This window comes from Paraburkholderia humisilvae (genome assembly GCF_902859855.1).
In the GTDB taxonomy this organism is placed as follows: domain Bacteria; phylum Pseudomonadota; class Gammaproteobacteria; order Burkholderiales; family Burkholderiaceae; genus Paraburkholderia; species Paraburkholderia humisilvae.
The window spans coordinates 48238-67870 of the sequence record NZ_CADIKH010000013.1; the positions used below are offsets into that span (position 1 = coordinate 48238).

Annotated in this window: 16 protein-coding genes; 11 read left to right on the top strand and 5 right to left on the bottom strand. The window is 62.8% G+C overall.

Features of this window, described 5'->3' with window-relative positions; genetic code table 11:
* Positions 1 to 92: 92 nt before the first annotated feature.
* Positions 93 to 1427 carry a hypothetical protein gene (locus tag HV796_RS44160; protein ID WP_246355879.1) on the top strand — a complete coding sequence of 445 codons (1335 nt, stop codon included), beginning with the start codon at positions 93 to 95 and terminating at the stop codon, positions 1425 to 1427.
* Between the two features lie 182 nt (positions 1428 to 1609).
* On the opposite strand, the gene HV796_RS15435 is transcribed toward HV796_RS44160, so the two are convergent.
* Positions 1610 to 2047: an ester cyclase gene (locus tag HV796_RS15435; RefSeq protein WP_175227375.1), complete on the bottom strand. Its 438-nt coding sequence runs from the start codon at positions 2045 to 2047 to the stop codon at positions 1610 to 1612.
* Between the two features lie 769 nt (positions 2048 to 2816).
* Entirely contained in the window at positions 2817 to 3857 is a 1041-nt protein-coding gene (locus HV796_RS15440) for a zinc-dependent alcohol dehydrogenase family protein (RefSeq protein WP_175227376.1), read from the bottom strand.
* 283 nt (positions 3858 to 4140) lie between these two features.
* On the opposite strand from HV796_RS15440, the gene HV796_RS15445 reads away from it, so the two are divergent.
* The 9 genes from HV796_RS15445 (at position 4141) to HV796_RS15485 (ending at position 15133) form a co-directional block, all read left to right on the top strand.
* Entirely contained in the window at positions 4141 to 4980 is an 840-nt protein-coding gene (locus tag HV796_RS15445) for a universal stress protein (RefSeq protein ID WP_175227377.1), read from the top strand.
* Between the two features lie 102 nt (positions 4981 to 5082).
* Positions 5083 to 5583, top strand: coding sequence for a universal stress protein (locus HV796_RS15450; protein WP_175227378.1), 501 nt, complete (start codon positions 5083 to 5085; stop codon positions 5581 to 5583).
* Positions 5580 to 6419: a universal stress protein gene (locus HV796_RS15455; protein ID WP_175227379.1), complete on the top strand. Its 840-nt coding sequence runs from the start codon at positions 5580 to 5582 to the stop codon at positions 6417 to 6419. The genes HV796_RS15450 and HV796_RS15455 overlap by 4 nt, the downstream gene beginning before the upstream one ends.
* A 259-nt stretch (positions 6420 to 6678) precedes the next feature.
* Positions 6679 to 7473 carry a gamma-glutamylcyclotransferase gene (locus HV796_RS15460; RefSeq protein ID WP_246355880.1) on the top strand — a complete coding sequence of 265 codons (795 nt, stop codon included), beginning with the start codon at positions 6679 to 6681 and terminating at the stop codon, positions 7471 to 7473.
* A 6-nt stretch (positions 7474 to 7479) separates the two neighbouring features.
* Positions 7480 to 8490 (top strand): LysR family transcriptional regulator, encoded by a 1011-nt coding sequence (locus HV796_RS15465; RefSeq protein ID WP_175227380.1) that lies wholly within the window; start codon positions 7480 to 7482, stop codon positions 8488 to 8490.
* Positions 8491 to 8616: 126 nt separating this feature from the next.
* The gene (locus tag HV796_RS15470; RefSeq protein WP_343052902.1) at positions 8617 to 8916 is read left to right on the top strand and encodes an alpha/beta hydrolase fold domain-containing protein; all 300 of its coding nucleotides are present in this window, start codon (positions 8617 to 8619) and stop codon (positions 8914 to 8916) included.
* A gap of 278 nt (positions 8917 to 9194) precedes the next feature.
* Positions 9195 to 10292 (top strand): efflux RND transporter periplasmic adaptor subunit, encoded by a 1098-nt coding sequence (locus tag HV796_RS15475; RefSeq protein ID WP_377691817.1) that lies wholly within the window; start codon positions 9195 to 9197, stop codon positions 10290 to 10292.
* Between the two features lie 34 nt (positions 10293 to 10326).
* Complete coding sequence (locus tag HV796_RS15480; RefSeq protein WP_175227382.1) at positions 10327 to 13614, top strand: efflux RND transporter permease subunit; 3288 nt, start codon at positions 10327 to 10329, stop codon at positions 13612 to 13614.
* A 10-nt stretch (positions 13615 to 13624) separates the two neighbouring features.
* A complete protein-coding gene (locus HV796_RS15485) occupies positions 13625 to 15133 on the top strand; it encodes an efflux transporter outer membrane subunit (protein WP_175227383.1) in 1509 nt (502 codons plus the stop codon).
* A 79-nt stretch (positions 15134 to 15212) separates the two neighbouring features.
* Here HV796_RS15485 and HV796_RS15490 read toward each other — a convergent pair whose 3' ends face one another.
* The 3 genes from HV796_RS15490 to HV796_RS15505 all read right to left on the bottom strand — a co-directional run bounded on the left by HV796_RS15490 (position 15213) and on the right by HV796_RS15505 (position 19215).
* Positions 15213 to 16133, bottom strand: a complete 921-nt coding sequence (locus HV796_RS15490; RefSeq protein ID WP_175227384.1) for a LysR family transcriptional regulator — start codon at positions 16131 to 16133, stop codon at positions 15213 to 15215.
* Between the two features lie 127 nt (positions 16134 to 16260).
* Positions 16261 to 17856, bottom strand: coding sequence for an MFS transporter (locus tag HV796_RS15495; protein WP_175227385.1), 1596 nt, complete (start codon positions 17854 to 17856; stop codon positions 16261 to 16263).
* Between the two features lie 402 nt (positions 17857 to 18258).
* Entirely contained in the window at positions 18259 to 19215 is a 957-nt protein-coding gene (locus HV796_RS15505; RefSeq protein WP_175227386.1) for a LysR family transcriptional regulator, read from the bottom strand.
* A 250-nt stretch (positions 19216 to 19465) separates the two neighbouring features.
* Between HV796_RS15505 and HV796_RS15510 the strand changes: the two genes are divergently transcribed.
* Positions 19466 to 19603 carry a hypothetical protein gene (locus HV796_RS15510; protein WP_175227387.1) on the top strand — a complete coding sequence of 46 codons (138 nt, stop codon included), beginning with the start codon at positions 19466 to 19468 and terminating at the stop codon, positions 19601 to 19603.
* Positions 19604 to 19633 lie beyond the last annotated feature (30 nt).

A 19633-nucleotide genomic window follows, 5' to 3' on the forward strand; every position in this document is an offset into this window, starting at 1 on the left:
CTTTGCGATTTGTTCGCAAGCCCTTTTCTTTTACCCCCGGCTCGCGGTGCAATTTCGGTGCAATGCACGGTGTAACCCCTAACAAGGAACACATGGCAGCACTGACAAAAACGCCCTCGGGAACATGGAAAGCGACCATCCGCCGAGTTGGTTGGCCGACAGCCGCGAAGATGTTCAGAACCAAGCGCGACGCCGAGGATTGGGCGCGACGCACAGAAGACGAAATGGTTCGGGGCGTGTTCATCCAACGCGCTCCCTCCGAGAAAACCACCGTAGCCGACGCGCTTGCGCGCTACGCCAAAGAGATCGTTCCTCTCAAGAAGGCGACAACGCAGCGCCGAGAAGGTGCCCGCCTACGAGAGCTGACGAGTCACTTCGGAAAATACTCGCTGGCCGCAGTTATCGGAACGTCGTGGGGATTCATCGAACAGGCATGGAGAGCGTTAGGCGGCGTGCAAAACACGCTATCCGCTGCCGACCTCGATTCGGTTAAGCAGGTGGCACGCGATACCGTTGCGACGACCGTACTGAACGGCCTCGATGCAGCGGCGTCAAACACGCTCGAATTTTCGACCGTCAACCTGATGGCGTTGGCGAGCATGGGTCAAAAGATGGTGATTGTCGCGCACTCTCAGGGCAACATGTTCGCGAAGGAGCTGTACGCTCGAACCCAGATGGCGGTGCCTAACCAGTACAACGTGAACGGCTACGAGATTGCCAGGCAGTTTCAGGTGGTCAACGTTGGCACACCTGCGACAACCTCCGATACCGGCAAATACGTGACGGCGGTGCAGGACATTGTGATCGACCTGCTTGCCCGGCTTCTGTCGACGTTGGCGCTCACCTCCCAGCCGGCCCTTCCAAATTTCAACTCAGGCCTGGCGACGTACGCCTACGACCCCCTCGGGCATGATTTCCTGAATGTCTACCTGAACGATCAGTTGGGTCTTGAAGGTCGCGTGATGGACCTCGCTCAACAGGCGGCCAACGACGCGGGTTCATTTGGCAATGACAATCCCGAAGGACCGCTACAGATAACCGGAGCATCCAATAATGGTTCTGCGACATACACGGTCACGGCGCCAGACGGAACAACGTCGGTAGTGACGGTTCTTCGGGGCGTAACGCCAACAGAAGTTTTTCACCCGACCTGCGACATCCTGCAAGAGGGCACTTACCATATTCAGGCCGACATCACCGCACCTGTTGACCCAAGTTCGACTCAACCGTGGTACGCCGCTTTCGTCGTCCTTAACCTTCCGCGTCTCGGTCCGTCGAAGCTGGAAGCTTTGTACTCCGCGTTCTGGTTTGGGTACACGGGCGAGACTCCGATGTCGACAAGTGTCGGTGCGATGGACGTGGTGCTGACGAAGGACGTTGGGAGCGGTGGCTTCGATGAGCGCATCTACTTCTATAGACAGCAGTAAGCCGTCTGACTAGCTTGCGACGTCACAAGCATGAAGAGGAAGCAGGCGGAATCGCCAAAATTGTCTTGTCGCCCGCCGACCGAGTGAAAGGTCGCAAGCTAAATTGTGTACGTTAAACCGGCTACCGTTCGAGAAACTCGAACGGTAGCGGAGGCTGACTTCGAGAAAATGTACACGCACGCTCACATCAGATCGAAACTCTTAGGCAACGCTCCCAACTGCCGAAACACCCCCAGCCAATCCTCCAGATGCCATGTTTTACAAACCCGTCCATCACGTATCTGGTGAAAAGAATGAATCGCGAAATGAACCCGTTTTGACGTAGCGGCAATACCAAGCAAGCTCCCCGTTTGCGTCCCCGTCACCTCCGCACGCACGCCAACCCGGTCCCCGTGAACGAGCAGGTCGAGTATGCGAACTTTCATATCCGGCAGCGCAGTGGCGATATTTTCGAAAATCTTGCCCATCTGCTCAGGACCCGGTACGGCGCCCGGCGGCTCAGGAATGTACTCCCAATCGCTCGTGACCACCTGACGCAGTAACGAAATGTCTTTCGTCGAAAATGCCTGATAGAACCGTTCGATCGTGGCTTTTATCGCTTGCTCGCTGTGTGAAGTCATGTCGTCGCTCCATGGAGGACATACAACAACGCACTCTATCGGTCGATGTCAGAAGCACCGCCGCAGTCCGGTCGCAAAATGAATTTGCCCTGCGTAGAATAGCGCGCACTCGACTCCATTGCAGTGCGCACGGCTACCTCGCGAAAACCAACGGCGCCGGACCCACTCTGAACACCATTACCCCGGTGAATTTGCAATATTATCGATCAGTAGCAGCAAGTCTTCCTCATCGGGCCGCGTACCCCAACGGCTATGTCCCGAAACGGACGCGATTGCGATCCACGAATGAGGGGGAAACCACTCCAGCCGGAGTTGATCGCCACCCACAATCCGCAATCGACCGGTATCACAAAGAAACTCCGCGTTGACCGTTTCGCCATTAACAGTCTTGCTCGCCGTAACGGACATTGGCTCAAGCATCCTGTCCTCCGTGTTGTGCAGCCCCTTTGCCTGCCGGTTGGACATGAACGTCGTCGGCGTGCTTTCATGAGTGGCAGTGCAGTTCAGATGAGGTGCATTCTAGAAGCGACAGGAAGTAGCAGGTGCGACTGAACATTCAGTTGTGTAACGGGTGGTAACGCTATCGGGCGACGAAATGTCTACGACCCCGACGGCTGTCGCTCCAACGCCCACTCAATCTCCTTCAACGCCGCAAGCCTCCGACGAATCGTGCGGACAAACGCATTCAACAGCGCGTATCCGCGCATTACACACGAATTACGCGCTCACCGCGGAGGTGGTAACCGATCAACTCGACCGATCCGACACCCTAGCTCACTTCAATCACCACCTTTAGCGCGCGCGTATCCGCCGCGCGGCTGAACGTGTCATACGCATCAAGCGCCTTGCTCAGCGGGAAGCGATGCGTAATCAGTTGCCCCGGGTCCAGCCGTCCAGCGCGCACCGTTTTCAGAAGCATCGGTGTGCTGACCGTATCGACGAGACGCGTCGTGATCGCGACATTGCGATCCCACAGCTTCTCGAGATGGAGATCCGCTTTTACGCCGTGCACGCCGACGTTCGCGACCACACCGCCTGGCGCAACCAGCGACGTGCACATTTCGAACGTGGCCGGTATCCCGACCGCCTCGATCGCACAGTCGACGCCCACCCCGTCAGTCAGCCGCATCACTTCGGCTTCCGGGTCCTGACGGCTCGCGTCGACGCAGGCGGTCGCACCAAACCGCTGCGCCACTTCCAGACGGTTCGGATCACGATCGATCATCACGACCTGTGCTGGCGAATAGAACTGCGCGGTCAACAACGACGCGAGGCCGATCGGACCCGCACCGACAATCGCGACCGTGCTGCCCGGCTGCACCTTGCCGTTGAGCACCCCGCATTCGAAGCCGGTAGGCAGAATGTCCGACAGCATCACCAGCGCTTCTTCGTCGAGGCCTGGTGGAATCCGATACAGGCTCGTCTGCGCGTGCGGAATGCGCACGTACTCCGCTTGCGTACCATCAATCCGGTTACCGAGAATCCAGCCACCGGTCGCACAATGCGAATACATGCCGCGCCGGCAATAGTCGCATTGACCGCACGACGAAATGCATGAAATCAGCACGTGATCGCCGACGGCCAGTCCCTGCACGGCCGCCCCAACGCGATGCACGATACCGACACCTTCATGGCCGAGAATCCGGCCCGGCTCGCAGGTCGGCACGTCCCCCTTCAAAATGTGCAGATCAGTCCCGCAGATCGTCGTGCGCGTAACCTTGACGATCGCATCCGTCGGCGCCGCGAGTTCCGGTATCGGCCGTTCATCGAGCGACTTGTTGCCCGGCCCGTGGTAAACGATTGCTTTCATAACTGACTCTCCCTCCGCTAAGGGTCCACGCTGACTCACTCAGTGTAGGTCGCGACAGAGCAGTAGCGTTGACCTCTGTCAAACGCATTCGCGTGCATCGCGCAACCATTTCGCATGGCTTATGCACCTGCGGTGGTGACGTGGCGGCGTGGGGTCACGCGCCGGTCATAAAGTCCGCGCGGCGCGCGCGGTTGATCTGCGTCAATGCGGCACGCCTCACACGCTCTAGACTCAAACAAGGCTGGCGGCCGATCCGCCCGCCGCTCATGACGGAGCGACTGCGATGAGCTACAAGAGTGTTCTCGTCCATCTGGACACCAGCGAACGGACCCCGCAGCGGCTCGACGCCGCACTGCAACTTGCGCGACGCTTCGACGCCCATCTGACGGGCCTCTTTGCGGCGTTCGAACCCGATTCCCGCGCGTTCTTCGTGATGGCCGGCACGGCTGACTACTACCCCGCCCATCAACAGCGGCGCGCACAGCAACGCGGTGCGCTCGAGCGGCTCTTTCATGCGCAGGCGCTGCGCGCCAACGTCGACGCCCGCTTCATCTGTTCCGACGGGCCCGCGAATGCGAGCGTGCCACAGCACGCGCGTTACGCCGATCTCGTCATCATCGGCCAGACCGATCCGGACGACCCGGAGTCCTATGTCGACGACCACTTCGCCGAATGCGTCGTGATGTCGGCGGGGCGGCCCGTGCTGCTGCTTCCGAAGGCGGGCGCCTTCCCGAAGTTCGGCGAACGGCTTCTGATCGCGTGGGACAGCAGCCGCGAAGCCGCGCGCGCCGCATACGACGCCGAACCTTTTCTCGCACGCGCGAAAAAGTGCACGGTCGTGACAGTGCGCGGCACGGCCGGCGAACCGCCCGGCGAGCGATTCGCAGGCGCGGATATTGCATTGACGCTGGCGCGCCACGACGCCAGTGTCGACGTACTCGAAGTCGACGCAGCGAGGGACGCGCCGATCGGCGACGTGCTGCTGTCGACCGCACACGATCAGGGCTGCGACATGATCGTGATGGGCGCGTACGGGCACGCACGCTGGCGTGAACGGGTGATGGGCGGCGCGACGCGGACTATTCTTCAATCGATGACCTTGCCCGTGCTGATGTCGCATTAGAACGTGTATTGCGAGGTGCGTGCCGCGCGCCGCTGCGGCAAAGCCGCACATAACCCGGCGCAGCCACGGCGGACAAAGCCCGACACTGACGGAGGAGACGCGATGTACACCAACATTCTTGTCGCACTCGATGGCAGCGACACTTCGCATCAGGCGCTCGACACCGCACTGCGCCTTGCCCGCCAGAACGACGCCCTGCTGCATCCGCTGTATGTGGTCGATCTGCCGGGTATCGCCTTCGGCACACCCGGGTTCAATCCGCAGCCATTGTGCGACGCGCTGCGCCGCGACGGCGAGCGCGTCATCGCCGGCGCGCGCGATCGGATGGCGGCACAGCGCATCAACGGCAGCCCGCGCGTCATTGACACGGTCACGCCGGGCGAGGGCGTCGCGCAGTGCATCCAGCGGGCAGCGCAGGAATACCACGCCGATCTGATCGTGATGGGAACGCACGGTCGGCGTGGCTTTCAGCGCTTCGTGCTCGGCAGTGTCGCGGAACGGGTCGTGCGCGGCGCGCCATGTCCGGTCCTGCTGGTTCCATTGCGCGCGCAACCTGCTGCCGATGAGACCGCATCACATCCCGCGGAAAAGGAGCTCCCATGAGCTATAAGACCATGCTGGTTCATATCGACGACAGCCGTCACAGCGCGGCGCGGGTCGCGGTCGCACTCGATCTCGCACTACGCTTCGATGCGCATCTGATCGGGCTCTACGTGGTAAGTCAGGATCTGTTCCAGCCCCTCTTCAGGCTGGACGACAGCCTGCAGCTGTCCACGCTCGAGCAGCAGCACGCGCAACGGCAGTCGCAGGCACACGCCGCGTTTCTGGACGCCGCGCAACGCGCCGCATGCAGCGTCGAATGGCGCGCGCCGCCCGGACCCGCCATCGAAACCGTGACGCTGCACGCACGGCATGCGGATCTGCTGGTGCTCGGCCAGCGCGATCCGGAGGACCCAGCGTCGTACGTCGCGCGGCATTTCATCGAAGACGTGCTGATGGAATGCGGCCGCCCGGCACTCGTTCTGCCGTACGCAGGCAAGGTCGCGACGCTCGGCGAAAACGTGGTGATCGCGTGGGACAGCAGCCGTGAAGCGGCGCGCGCGCTGACCGACTCGCTTGAGCTGATCCGACGTGCGCGTTTCGTGACGATCGAGTCGGTCGGAACGCACGCACGCGCCGCACCGCACAACGCACCGCCAACGGCCATCGACGTGTCCGCATTTCTCGAGCGACACGGCATCCGCGCGTCGTTTTCGACGACGCCGGCCGTCGCCGGCGTAGGCACCGGTGCGACGCTGCTGAACCGCATCGCCGATCTGCATGCGGACCTGCTCGTGATGGGCGCATTCGGTCATCCGCACGCGCAGGAACGCGTGCTTGGCGGCGTGACACGTACGATGCTTGAATCGATGACGGTGCCGGTGCTGATGTCGCACTGAATGAACCGAACCGCGTGCCGCGCCGTATCGGCGCGCGCCTGGCGCGCGAATGCGTCAGGCGGCTCGAGCGCCGCATCACGTCTGAGCGTGCGCACCGCGCGGGCATCCGGATCGACATCGCGTTGCCGGAAAATGCGCTGACGATTGACCCCGACTGCCCGGCTCCGCCGACACGCCGACCGGATTGTCGCCGCACCAGCGACAAAGCGTTTCCACCCGGCGGGTTTATCTCTTATCCGGTCAGGCGGATACTTGGGTCATGCGCAAAGCGCCGACTCGCGGCACGTTCCGCCGCCTTGCAACAACTGCTCATTTCCGCAAGCCCTCCGATCCGATCATGCTGTCACGCGACGCCCTGCGCTCCGGTGCCTACCTCGATAGCTTCCGCGACCTGCCTACGGAATCGCTATGGAGCGCCGCACGCATCGAAGCATCGCTGGCAGCGACGCTAGCGCAGCGCCCCGACGACAGCCCGGTGTGGGTCTTCGCTTACGGCTCACTGATGTGGAACCCCCTGATCCATTTCGATGCACGTGCGGCCGCAACCTTGCGCGACTGGCACCGCAGCTTCTGCATACGCCTCGTCGCGGGCCGCGGCAGCCCCGACAGCCCCGGCCGCATGCTGGCGCTCGAGCCCGGCGGTAGCGCCGCAGGCGTTGCGCTCAGGCTCGCGCCAGAATCGATGGATGAAGAATTGCGCCTGATCTGGATTCGCGAGATGGTCGCGGGCTCCTATCTGCCGACGTGGGCGCCGATCACGTTCGAGGACGGCACGCGCGCGCATGCGATCGTATTCGTCGCCGATCGTGCACAACCACAATATGAATCCGACGCGTCGGTTCGCACCGTCGTGCCACTGATCGCCGCAGCGCGTGGTCATGTCGGCAGCAATCAGGACTACGTGCTCGACCTCGAAGCAGCATTGGCCGAAGCGGGTTTGACAGACGGGTACATCGAACAGTTAGCCACCGAAATCAGGGCCTTTTCGCAGCGTTCACCGGGTTCGCCGGGTTCACCGCATGCGACATCCGCGGCATCTTGCGCCGCCGAATGAAAAAACATGGACAAACTCCAGGCCATGCACGTTTTCACGCGCGTCGTCGATCTGCACAGCTTCTCCGGCGCCGCCGACGCACTGAACATGACCCGCTCGTCGGTCACGACAATCATCCAGAACCTCGAAGCATTTCTCAAAGCCCGTCTGCTGAATCGCACGACGCGCCGCCTCAGCCTCACGCCCGACGGCGCCGCGTACTACGAACGTTGCGCGCGCATCCTCGCCGACATCGAAGACGCGGAGCATGCACTGGCCGAGACCTCGCGCGCGCCACGCGGTCGCTTGAAAGTCGACATGCCCGGCGCGATCGGCCGCATGGTGATCGTGCCCGCGCTCGAAGACTTCCATATGCGTTACCCCGACATCGATCTGATGCTAGGTGTCAGTGACAAAGCGATCGATCTCGTTGCCGAAAGTGTCGATTGCGCGATCCGCATGGGTCCGCTGCAAGACTCGACGCTCGTCGCACGGCGCGTCGGCACCGCCGAATTCGTCACGGTAGCGAGCCCCGCCTACCTGTCGCGGCACGGCACGCCGGCCACGCTTGAAGATCTCGATCAACATATCGCGGTGAACTATTTTTCGAGTCGCAGCGGCCGTATCGTCGATATGGACTTTATCGTCGACGACAAGCCGGTCGCGGTGCGTATGCGTTCGAAGCTCGCCGCAAACGACGGCGACGCCTATCTTCAATGCGGGCTTGAGGGCCATGGGTTGATCCAGATTCCTCACTTCATGGCACTGCGCCGTATGCAACGCGGCGACCTGATCGAAATCCTGCCGCAATGGCGTCCGGCGTCGCTGCCGATTTCGGCCGTGTATCCGCAGAATCGTCATTTGTCGCCCCAGGTGAGGGTATTCGTCGACTGGATCGCGGAGGTATTCGAGCGGTGTTATCTGCTGCGTAGAAATGACGCGCTGCCCGCTTCGATCGCGCGATACCTGAACGGCTCAGCCGACCAGCAAACCGTATCGGCAGACATCGCATCAGAAGGCGAAAACATTTCGCTCTGAGCGAATTGTCTTATCGATCTGCCGGTGATGATCGAAAGCGGCTTCATGCGGACAATGCGTGCATCGACATTCGCATCCGCAACACCGTGCAAGCCTCATTCACCGACGCGCCGCTGCAAATCGCCGATGTCGCGATTCAAGGACATTCGCGCCTACTTGCCGCACGCCGCGCAGCGGATACATCCGTACGCCGCGCCGCTCGAATCGCGCCGCTTGCACGCGTTGCCGCCGACGCTGATCGCGAGCGCCGAGCACGATGCCCTGCGCGCCGACGGTGAAGCGTATGCAAAAGAGCTAATTAGCGCAGGCGTCCCGGTGCAGGTCACTCGCTACGCCGGCATCACCCACGACGATCTGATCGCCCACGCGCCGGTCTTCGACGACGTCACCGCGTTCCTGCGGAAGTACTTCGATCGGGCCCATTGACTGTATCCGGCCCGGATACAAAGCGTCGCCGATCGCCGTCTTTATCACCACCCGGGCGTCAACCATACTGCTGCCAACGCTTGAGGCCGTTGCTGATGCACTGAGCAATGGGTTCCCGCGGCGGCTGGCTGAGCTCGCTCAATCACCACGCGTCACGAAAGAGTTTCATTTAATAAGGATCACTAGTCATGTTAACGAATTCGAAAATCCGCAAACGGCTCTCGCTTGCGATCGGCGCGCTGTTCGTCGTCGGCACGGCCGCTGGAATCGGCCTCACGATGCACGAACGCGATGCCGGACCCGTCAGCAGCGCCCACGCGGCGGACGCCCCACCGCCAGCCGCGGAAGTGGATGTCGCCACCGTCCTTAACCAGTCGATCACCGACTGGCAAGGCTATTCGGGCCGCCTCGAAGCGATCGACCATATCGACGTTCGCCCGCTCGTGCCCGGCACGATCGTCGCCGTGCACTTCAAGGACGGCGCGCTCGTGAAGAAAGGTGAGCCACTATTCACGATCGACCCGCGTCCGTATCAGGCCGAAGTCGATCGCGCCGCCGCGCAGCTCGCCGCCGCGAAAGCGCGCGCGATCTACACATCCACCGACGCTGCCCGCGCGGACCGCCTGCTCGCCGACAACGCCATCGCGAAGCGCGACCATGACGAAAAGCAGAACGCATCCCTCGAAGCCACAGCCGGTGTGAAAGCCGCTCAGGCGGCACTCGAATCCGCCCAGGTGAATCTCGGCTACACGACGATCACCGCGCCGATCTCAGGGCGTGTGTCGCGCGCGGAACTGACGCTCGGCAACGTCGTATCGGTCGGTGCGAACGCGCCGGTGCTCACCACCCTTGTGTCGGTTTCCCCGATCTACGCATCGTTCGACGTCGACGAGCAAACCTACCTGCAATACCTCGGCCACGACCGCAACGCAAAGGTGCCGGTCTCGCTCGGCCTTGCCGACGAAAGCGGCTACACGCGCAAAGGCGCAATCAGTTCGGTTGACAACCGTCTTGACGCGTCGTCCGGCACGATCCGCGTGCGCGCGAGCTTCGACAACGCGGATGGCACGCTCGTGCCCGGCCTCTATGCACGCGTGAAGGTTGGCGGCGGCGCGCCGCATCAGGCGATCCTCGTCGACGACGCGGCCATCGGCACCGATCAGGCGAAGAAATATGTCCTCGTCGTCGATGCATCGAACAAGGTTCAGTACCGCGAAATCCAGCTCGGCGCGCTGCACGACAGCCTGCGCGTCGTCACGTCCGGCCTTGATGCCGGTGATCGGATCGTCGTGAACGGGCTCCAGCGCGCCCGTCCGGGCGACCGCATCACGCCACACGCCGTCTCGATGACCGATGCGGCGAAGTTCGCTTCATAACGCGCGTACTTCGACAGGATTCGGGAAGAACATCATGAACATCTCCAGATTCTTTATCGACCGGCCCATTTTCGCGGGCGTGTTGTCGGTCATCATTCTGCTAGGCGGGATCATCGCGCTGTCGATGCTACCGACCTCCGAGTATCCGGAAGTCGTGCCGCCATCTGTGGTGGTCCGTGCGCAGTATCCGGGCGCGAACCCGAAGGTGATTGCCGAAACCGTCGCGTCACCGCTCGAAGAGAAAATCAACGGCGTCGAGAACATGCTGTACATGCAGTCGCAGGCAAACAGCGACGGCAATATGACGACGACCGTCACCTTCAAGCTCGGCACGAACCCGGACCTCGCGACGCAACTCGTGCAAAACCGCGTGCAGCAAGCACTGCCACGCTTGCCCGAAGACGTGCAGCGACTTGGCGTGACCGTCGTGAAAGCCGCACCGACGCTTGTCATGGGCGTGAATCTGGTGTCGCCCAACGATCGCTACGACATGACGTATCTGCGCAACTACGCGTTAATCAATGTGAAGACGCGGCTCGAACGCATTCCCGGTATCGGCGAAGTCGTGTTGTGGGGTTCCGGCGACTACGCGATGCGCATCTGGCTCGACCCGACCAAGGTCGCACGCCAGAGCATGACCGCGTCGGATGTCGTCAAGGCGATCCGCGAGCAGAACGTACAGGTTGCTGCCGGCCTCGTCGGCGGTCCGCCGATGACGGAAAAGGTGCCGATGCAACTGAGCATCAACGCTCAAGGCCGGCTCAAGTCCGCGGAGGAATTTCGCCATATCGTGCTGAAAACTTCCGCGGACGGCGCGGTGACGCGCCTGGGCGACGTCGCCCGCGTCGAGCTCGATGCACAGGAATATGGGCTGCGTGCGCTGCTCGACAACAAGGCTTCGGCGCAGTTGATCATCTACCAGCAGCCAGGCGCCAATTCACTGCAAATCTCCGACGAGGTCCGCAAGACGATGCGGGACCTGAAGGCGGATATGCCCGATGGTGTCGACTATCGGATCGTCTACGACCCAACGCAGTTTGTGCGTGAAAGCATCGATGCGGTCGTGCACACGCTGATCGAAGCCATCGTGCTGGTGGTGATCGTCGTGATCGTGTTTCTGCAAAGCTGGCGTGCTTCGATCATTCCGCTGCTGGCGGTGCCGGTGTCGATCGTCGGTACGTTTTCGCTGATGCTCGCGTTCGGCTTTACGATCAATGCGCTATCGCTATTTGGCATGGTGCTCGCGATCGGGATCGTCGTCGACGATGCGATCGTGGTGGTCGAAAACGTCGAACGGAATATCGCCGCCGGGTTGAGCCCGCTCGAAGCAACCTACGAAGCGATGCGCGAAGTCAGCGGACCGATCATCGCAATCGCGTTGACGCTGGTCGCCGTGTTCGTGCCGCTTGCGTTCATGTCGGGCCTTACCGGTCAGTTCTACAAGCAGTTCGCGATGACCATCGCGATCTCGACGGTGATCTCGGCGTTCAACTCGCTAACCCTGTCGCCAGCGCTCGCCGCGCTTCTGCTGCGTGACCATCATGCGCCGAAGGATGCATTGACGCGGGTCATCGATCGCCTGTTCGGTCCGTTCTTCCGCGTCTTCAACAAGGTGTTCGCACGCGGCTCCGAGTCGTATGGCAAGGGCGTCGGCAAAGTGATCGGCCACAAGGTCGCGATGCTCGTGATCTACGGCGTCCTGCTCGTCGCCGCCGGCCTGATGGCGAAGATCGTGCCCGGCGGCTTCGTGCCGGCACAGGACAAGGATTACCTCGTGAGCATCGTGCAGTTGCCGAACGGCGCGTCGCTCGAACGCACCGAGAAGGTGATCCGCGCAATGGCCGAGATCACGTTGAAGCAGCCGGGCGTTGAAAGCGCGGTCGAGTATCCGGGGATGTCGGTGAACGGTTTTATGAACTCGTCGAGCGCCGGCGTGCTGTTCGTGGTGCTGAAGCCGTCGAAGACACGTCATCGAGGTGAAACGGCCAATGAGATCGTTGCGGCGCTCAACACGAAGTTCGGTGCGATCAAGGATGCGCAGATCGCCGTATTCCCGCCGCCTCCGGTGCTCGGTCTTGGCGCGCTCGGCGGCTTCAAGCTGCAGATCGAAGACCGCGGCGCGCTCGGCTACGAAGCGCTGAATGGCGCGACACAGGCATTCCTGAAGAAAGCCGCGCAAGCGCCCGAACTGGGACCGTCGTTCTCAAGCTATCAGATCAACGTGCCGCAACTGAACGTCGATCTCGATCGGGTGAAAGCAAAGCAGCTCGGCGTCGATATCACCGATGTGTTCGACACGATGCAGATCTATCTCGGCTCGCTCTACGTGAACGACTTCAACCAGTTCGGCCGCGTGTTCCAGGTGCGCGCGCAGGCGGACGCGCCGTTCCGCGCGACCGCGAACGACATCGGCCAGCTGAAGACGCGCAACGCCGCCGGCGAGATGGTGCCGCTGTCGTCGCTCGTGAAAGTCACGCCAACCTACGGCCCGGAGATGGTGGTGCGCTACAACGGCTACACCGCCGCCGATATCAACGGAGGACCGGCGCCCGGCTATTCGTCCGGTCAGGCGCAGGCGGCAATCGAACGCATCGCGAAGGAAACGCTGCCGCGCGGGATGAAGTTCGAGTGGACCGATCTCACCTACCAGCAGGTGCTGGCCGGCCACTCCGCGCTGTGGGTGTTCCCGATCAGCGTGCTGCTGGTGTTCCTCGTGCTGGCCGCGATGTACGAAAGCCTCACGTTGCCGCTCGCGATTCTGCTGATCGTGCCGATGACGCTGCTGTCCGCATTGACCGGCGTGTGGCTAACGCGCGGCGACAACAACATCTTCACCCAGATCGGCCTGATGGTGCTGGTCGGACTCTCCGCAAAGAACGCGATTCTGATCGTTGAATTTGCGCGCGAGCTGGAGATGCAAGGACGCTCGATCGTACAGGCCGCGATCGAGGCAAGCCGGCTACGGCTGCGCCCGATCCTGATGACGTCGATCGCTTTCATCATGGGTGTGGTCCCCCTCGTGATCTCGACCGGCGCCGGCGCCGAGATGCGCCGCGCAATGGGCATCGCGGTGTTCTTCGGGATGCTGGGCGTGACGCTGTTCGGCCTGATGCTAACGCCCGTGTTCTACGTGCTGCTGCGCACGCTCGCAGGCGGCAAGCACCTCGAAGACAGGCACGGTCACCCTCCGCACATTCACGGCCCTGATGACGACGGCGACAGCAGTGGAGAAAGTCGCGCCCATGGTGCCGCCGGCGATGGCAAACCCGGCGGCAAGTCCGCTACCGCTGTCCCATTGCCGGAATCGGCTTACGAAGGCTAAGGAGAACACGATGAAACGATGGATGATGACACGCGCATTCACTGGCTCGATGCTGCTCGGTGCGCTACTGGTGCTCGCAGGCTGCTCGCTTGCGCCGACCTACGACGTGCCGTCGACACCGGCGCCCGCTGCGTTCAAGGAAGCCGTGCAAACCGGGCTGCCCGCGGCGGACGCCGGCAACTGGAAAACAGCGCAGCCGTCCGAAGCGGTATCGCGCGGCGCATGGTGGACGGTCTTCGACGATCCGAAGCTCGATGCACTCGAGCAGGAAGCGCAGGACGCGAACCAGAATCTGAAGGCCGCGGCAGCGCGCGTGAAGGAAGCGCGTGCGCTTAACCAGGCGGCACGCGCGGGCTTGTTCCCGACGCTCGATGCCGGTTTCGGACCGACGCGGCAGAAGGTGTCGGCGGCATCGCAGTTCCAGCCGGACGGCACGAATATTCCGCAGCAGACGTTCTGGCGCGCGCAGGCGAGCGCGTCGTATGAAGTGGATCTGTTCGGCCGGGTCGGCTCGAGCGTCGATGCCGCGAAAGCGGATACGCAACAAAGCGAGGCGTTATTCCGTTCGGTCCTGCTCGCATTGCAGGCTGACGTCGCACAGAACTACTTCGCGCTGCGCGAGCTCGATGCGGAAATCGACGTGTTCAACCACGCGGTCGAACTGCGCGAGCAGGCGCTCAAGCTCGTGCAACGCCGTTACGCGGAAGGCGACGTGACTGAACTCGATGTGTCGCGCGCGCAGGCCGAACTGGCCACCACGCGTGCCGACGCGATGACCGTGCAGCGTTTGCGCGCCGCGTCCGAGCACAGCCTTGCGGTATTGCTCGGGAAAGCGCCCGCCGGATTCTCGATGGCGGCCGATCCGTTGCAGCCGGTCAACCTGCGCGTGCCGCCCGGGCTGCCGTCGTCGCTGCTCGAGCGCCGCCCGGATATCGCCGCAGCGGAGCGCGCAATGGCGGCGGCGAACGCGCGAATCGGTGTTGCGAAGGCCGCGTTCTTCCCGTCGCTGACGCTCACCGGCACCGGCGGTTTCGAATCGGCGACACTCGGCGACCTGTTCAAATGGAGCAGCCGCGCGTTCCTGCTCGGCCCGCTGGCGGGCACGGCGCTCAACGTGCCGATCTTCGATGGCGGCCGTCGCAAGGGCAATCTCGCGAATGCGCGCGCGGTCTACGAGGAGGATGTCGCGAACTATCGGCAACAGGTGCTGACCGCGTTCCGTGAAGTCGAAGACAATCTGTCGGACATGCGCATTCTCGAAGATCAAACAAAGACGCAAGGTGAAGCCGTCGATGCTTCGCAGCGCGCCGCCGATCTATCGCGCAAGCAGTATGCGCAGGGCGCGGCCAACTATCTGGACGTGATCGACGCGCAACGCACCGTGCTGCAGGCAAAGCGGGCCGCCGTGCAATTGCAGGGGGTACAGGCGGCGGCCACGGTGAACCTGATCCGCGCGCTAGGTGGCGGCTGGGGCGATGTCGTACCCGAAGTCGCGCTGCCGCCACTCGCCCAGAAGTAGCCACGCGACGCCACATCGCGCGCCCTTCCCAGCGCAATACGCCCATCCGGTTTGTGAACCGGATGGGCGTTTTTGCTTTTCAGGCGCGAGCCTCCTGCCGCTCACGCAAACTCTCCGCGAGGTGATTGAGCACCGCCCGCGTTTTCGCGGCCATCTTCTGCCCGAGCGGAATAATCGCGTGCACCGGCGGACCCTCGACATCCGCATGCGGCAGCAGATGCACGAGCCGGCCTGCGTCGACATGCGGCCGCGCGACGCGGTCGAGAATCTGCGCGACGCCAAAGCCTGCGACGGCCGCTTCAACCAGCGCCTGCCCGTCGGCCATGATCAACACCGCGTTCATCGAAATTTCGCGCTTCGTTGCGCCGTCCCGCAATGACCACGGGCGCAGCCGCCCACTCGGGCCGCGAAACACGATTGCATCGTGCGCCGCGAGATCGGCGGACGTCTCGAGCCGTCCTTTGCACGCGAGATACGCAGGCGCCGCATAGAGGCCAAGCTTGAGATCGCACAGCTTGCGCACCGTCATCTCGCTATCGACCGGCAATTCGCCGATCCGCACGACGATGTCCCAGCCCTCACCGACCGGATCCGACATGCGGTCGGTCAACGCGAGTTCGAGCGTGATCTTCGGATGTTTGCGGCGGAGTCCTTCGAACGTGGGCAAGAGCAAACGGCCAAAACCGGCCGGCAGATCGAGCCGTACGCGGCCGATCGGTTCCGACCGTCGCGCGGCGAGCTGCTGTTCCGCTTCGTGCAACCCATCGAGTGCGGCCTGCGCGGCGAGTAGATAAGTCTCGCCATCTTCGGTCAGACGCACCGCGCGCGTTGTGCGTTGAAAAAGCCGTGCGCCCAGGCGCGCTTCGAGTCGCTGCACGGCCTTGCCGACATTCGATTTGCTCGTGCCGAGATCTGCGCCGGCGCGGGTAAAACTGCCGGTCTGCGCGACGGCGATAAAGCACGAGATATCGGGTATGGAGGTTTCGCCACGCTCGCCCATTTGCTCACCTTTCCGTGCGGAAACCGGCATGCCGATTTTGAATGATGCTCTCTGCGCGACAAAGCCCGGGACGCGGTGTCCCAGGCTTCTTCTGCTTGCCCGGCTGGTTCACGCGATATACCCGCTATCACGCGACTGCCGAGTCCACGACCGTCGCTTTCTCGCGCTTATTGTTGCTGGACCGCGGTTCGCCGCGATCCTTGTCCTGCGGTCCGGTACGGCTTAGAAACGCGAATGCGGCAAACGCCGACAGCAACGTAATCACGATCAGCACATGCAGCAAGCTCGTGAACGCGTGCGCGTAACTGAGCGACAACGTGTGGCGCGAAACCTCCGGGAGTGCGGCGGCGGCCTGCGTCATATCGCCGGTCGTCATCCGCTGCGCCGCTTCGGCGATGCGCGCCGTCAGCGCGGCATCGCCGCTGTCCGGCACGCTTTGCACGAGGCTCGAATACGATAGCGCAGCGAGAATCGCCGTGACAATCGCGAGCGCAATGCCCTCGCCCGCGACGCGCGTCGTACTGAAGATACCCGACGCCATCCCCGCTCGCTCCTTCGGCACGACGCTCACCGACAAGCCGTCCATCAAGCCCCACGGCATGCCCGCGCCCATGCCGATCACGATCATCGGCAACACGATCGCCTCTTTCGACGCGCTCATGTCGACGACGCTCATCCAGTAGAGACCCGCGGCCGCGATCAGAAAGCCGATGCCCGACAGCACGCCCGCCGCAATCCAGCGCGTGAACATCGCGACCAGCATCGGCACGACGAGCATCGGCGCGGAGAGCGCGATCATCAGGATACCGGCGTCCATTTCGCTGAGCCCTTCGGCGCCGATAAAGCGCAGCGGCAGCATGACGATCAGCACGATATAGCAATAGCAGGTGCCGACCGGCAGAATCTGCACGCCCACAAAGCGCGCATAGCGAAACAGGCTCAATTCGAGCATCGGCCGTTTCACGCGGCTTTCGATCGCGACGAAGGCGGCCAGCAGCAGCGCTGATGCGCCTAGCAGTCCGATCACCAAAGGGCTGCCCCATCCGCTCGCCGGCGCCTGGATCACGCCGAATGTGAAAAGCGCCAGCGTGCCCGTGAACGTGATCGTGCCCGGATAGTCGAGCCCAGTTGCGCCGGGATCGCGCGTTTCGCGCATCCTCGGCACACCGAACACGAATGCGACCGCGCCGATCGCGGCGATCACGATGAAAATCGAGCGCCAGCCAAAGTGCGTGATCAACGCGCCGGCCATCAACGGCCCAAACGCGAGACCGATGCCGAAACTCGTGCCAAGCATGCTGAACGCGCGGGTGCGCGCGTGCCCGTCGAATTCCTGCGCGAGCGACGCTGAACCGCTCGCCAGCGAAGCGGCCGCCGCGATCCCTTGCAACGCGCGCAGGATATCGAGCGCCAGCACGGACGGCGCGAAGCTCATCACAAATGAGGTCGCGATAAAGCCGCCGAGCCCAAGCCCGAACAGGCGCTTGCGGCCGAACTGGTCGGCCAGCGCGCCGGCCGCCATCAGCAGGCTGCCGAAGCTGAGCATGAAAGCATTGGTGATCCAGGTGAGCGCGGTCGCGTTGCCGGCAAGGTCGCGGCCGATCGCAGGAGTAGCGACCGCGCCGCCTGAAAAGGCGAGCGGCAACACGAGAGCGGACAGGCATACGGCAAGCAGGATCAACCGCTTGCCGCTGCCCGAAGGGCGGGACGTTCGAGGTTTCATCGGAGGCTCTTTACGGGAAAGCGAATGCGCAACTGTTGAAGCGCGGAAAACGCCGGTCGGCAATGCAACGCATTTTGCGGGCGGAACAAGCGGGCGATAAACCGCCGTATCGTGGTCAGTCTGTCTCCCGTGAAGCGACAGTGCGACCGACAAGCCGGGAAGACAGGCGTCATCGGATAGGAACGTGAAGGCCACAGCCACCGTGCGGCCACCGACTGCTCGCGCTGCTGGATCGTGGCGACTTCGACCTCGTCGCTGTGGGCCGCGCGATGCTGGTGAATCCCGACTGGGCGAACAAGGTGCGCGAAGGCCGCATCGACGCGCTGCGCAACTGGGACGCCGGCGTGCTTAAGACGCTGATCTGACGGGCCACATCGGCGTCATATTGACGCCCACCTGCAATCAGCCCGCATTCGTGCGCGCACGCGAAGTACCCGCCGTGCGAGGTGCGGCGGCCGCGCCCTGTAAAAATTCAGCCAGCCGATTCAACACGACACGCGTTCTCAACGGCATCTTCTGGCCCGTGGGAATCATCGCGTGTATGGGCAGGCCGTCGACGTCCGCGTCGGGCAGAACATGTTGCAGCCGGCCCGACTCGACCTGGGGCTGCGCAATGCGGTCGAGCAGTTGCGAAATACCGAGCCCGTTCGCGAGCACATCGATGAGCGCCTGGCCGTCTTCGACGACGAGTGCGGGTGACGGTGCAATGGAACGGATCACGTCGCCGTCGTTGAGCGCCCATGGCCGCAGCCGCCCGGAGGGTCCGCGAAAAATGACTGCATCGTGATGGGCGAGGTCCGCGATCGAGCGAACCTCGCCACGGCCTGCCAGATAAGCAGGCGAGGCGTAGAGCCCAAAACGCGTATCGCACAGCTTGCGCACAGTCATATCGCTGTCTTTCGGCAATTCGCCGATGCGGATGACGAGGTCCCATCCGTCGGCGACCGGGTCCGACATCTTGTCGCTAAAGCCAAGTTCGAACGTGAGCGCTGGATAGTGCTGCCGCAAGTCGAGAATGGCCGGGAAAAGCAGTCTGCCGAACGAGGCCGGCAAATCGAGCCGCACGCGCCCGACGACTTCGTCGCGACGGGCGGCGAGTTCCTGTTCCGCTTCTCGCAGGCCGCCAAGCGCCGATTGCACCGCGCGCAGATAGGTTTCGCCGTCTTCGGTAAGGCGCACCGCGCGTGTCGTGCGTTGAAAGAGCCGCGTACCGAGGCGTGCCTCAAGCCGCTGCACGAGCTTGCCGATATGCGACTTGCTCGTGCCGAGCGACTCGGCCGCTTTCGTGAAGCTGCCCGCCACGCCCACCGCTTCGAATGCGGAAATCTCGGATATCGACGCGTCCGCGCGTTCGACCATGTGTGCTCTCCAGCAAGCTGTCAGGCGGCACCGGCGGGCCGCGCCGAACGACACTGTAGCGGGTGCGTGCGGAAAGATAAAGACAGCATGGGCAGCCGCGCTCCCCCCTGTCGCCGTGCCGGCGACGCTCTACCCACCTTACGGCGTTTATCCGTACGGCGCGGCCGGTAGAGTTTCGTCCCTCGCAATCGTTATCGCAATGCGACTCACGCAACGCGAACCGCGCAATCAACCCAAAAAGGATACGCAAATGAAACTCAACATCGCCGAAGCGACCTGCTCGCTCGCCGTGCAAGCGGTGTTCAACGAACCAGGCTACATACCGGTACTCGCGCTCGATGACGAGCTTCATGAAATTTCGAGCGCATCAAAGCGCGGCCATCGGTGAAGAAGGCGCTGCGGGACGAAGTGGAACTCG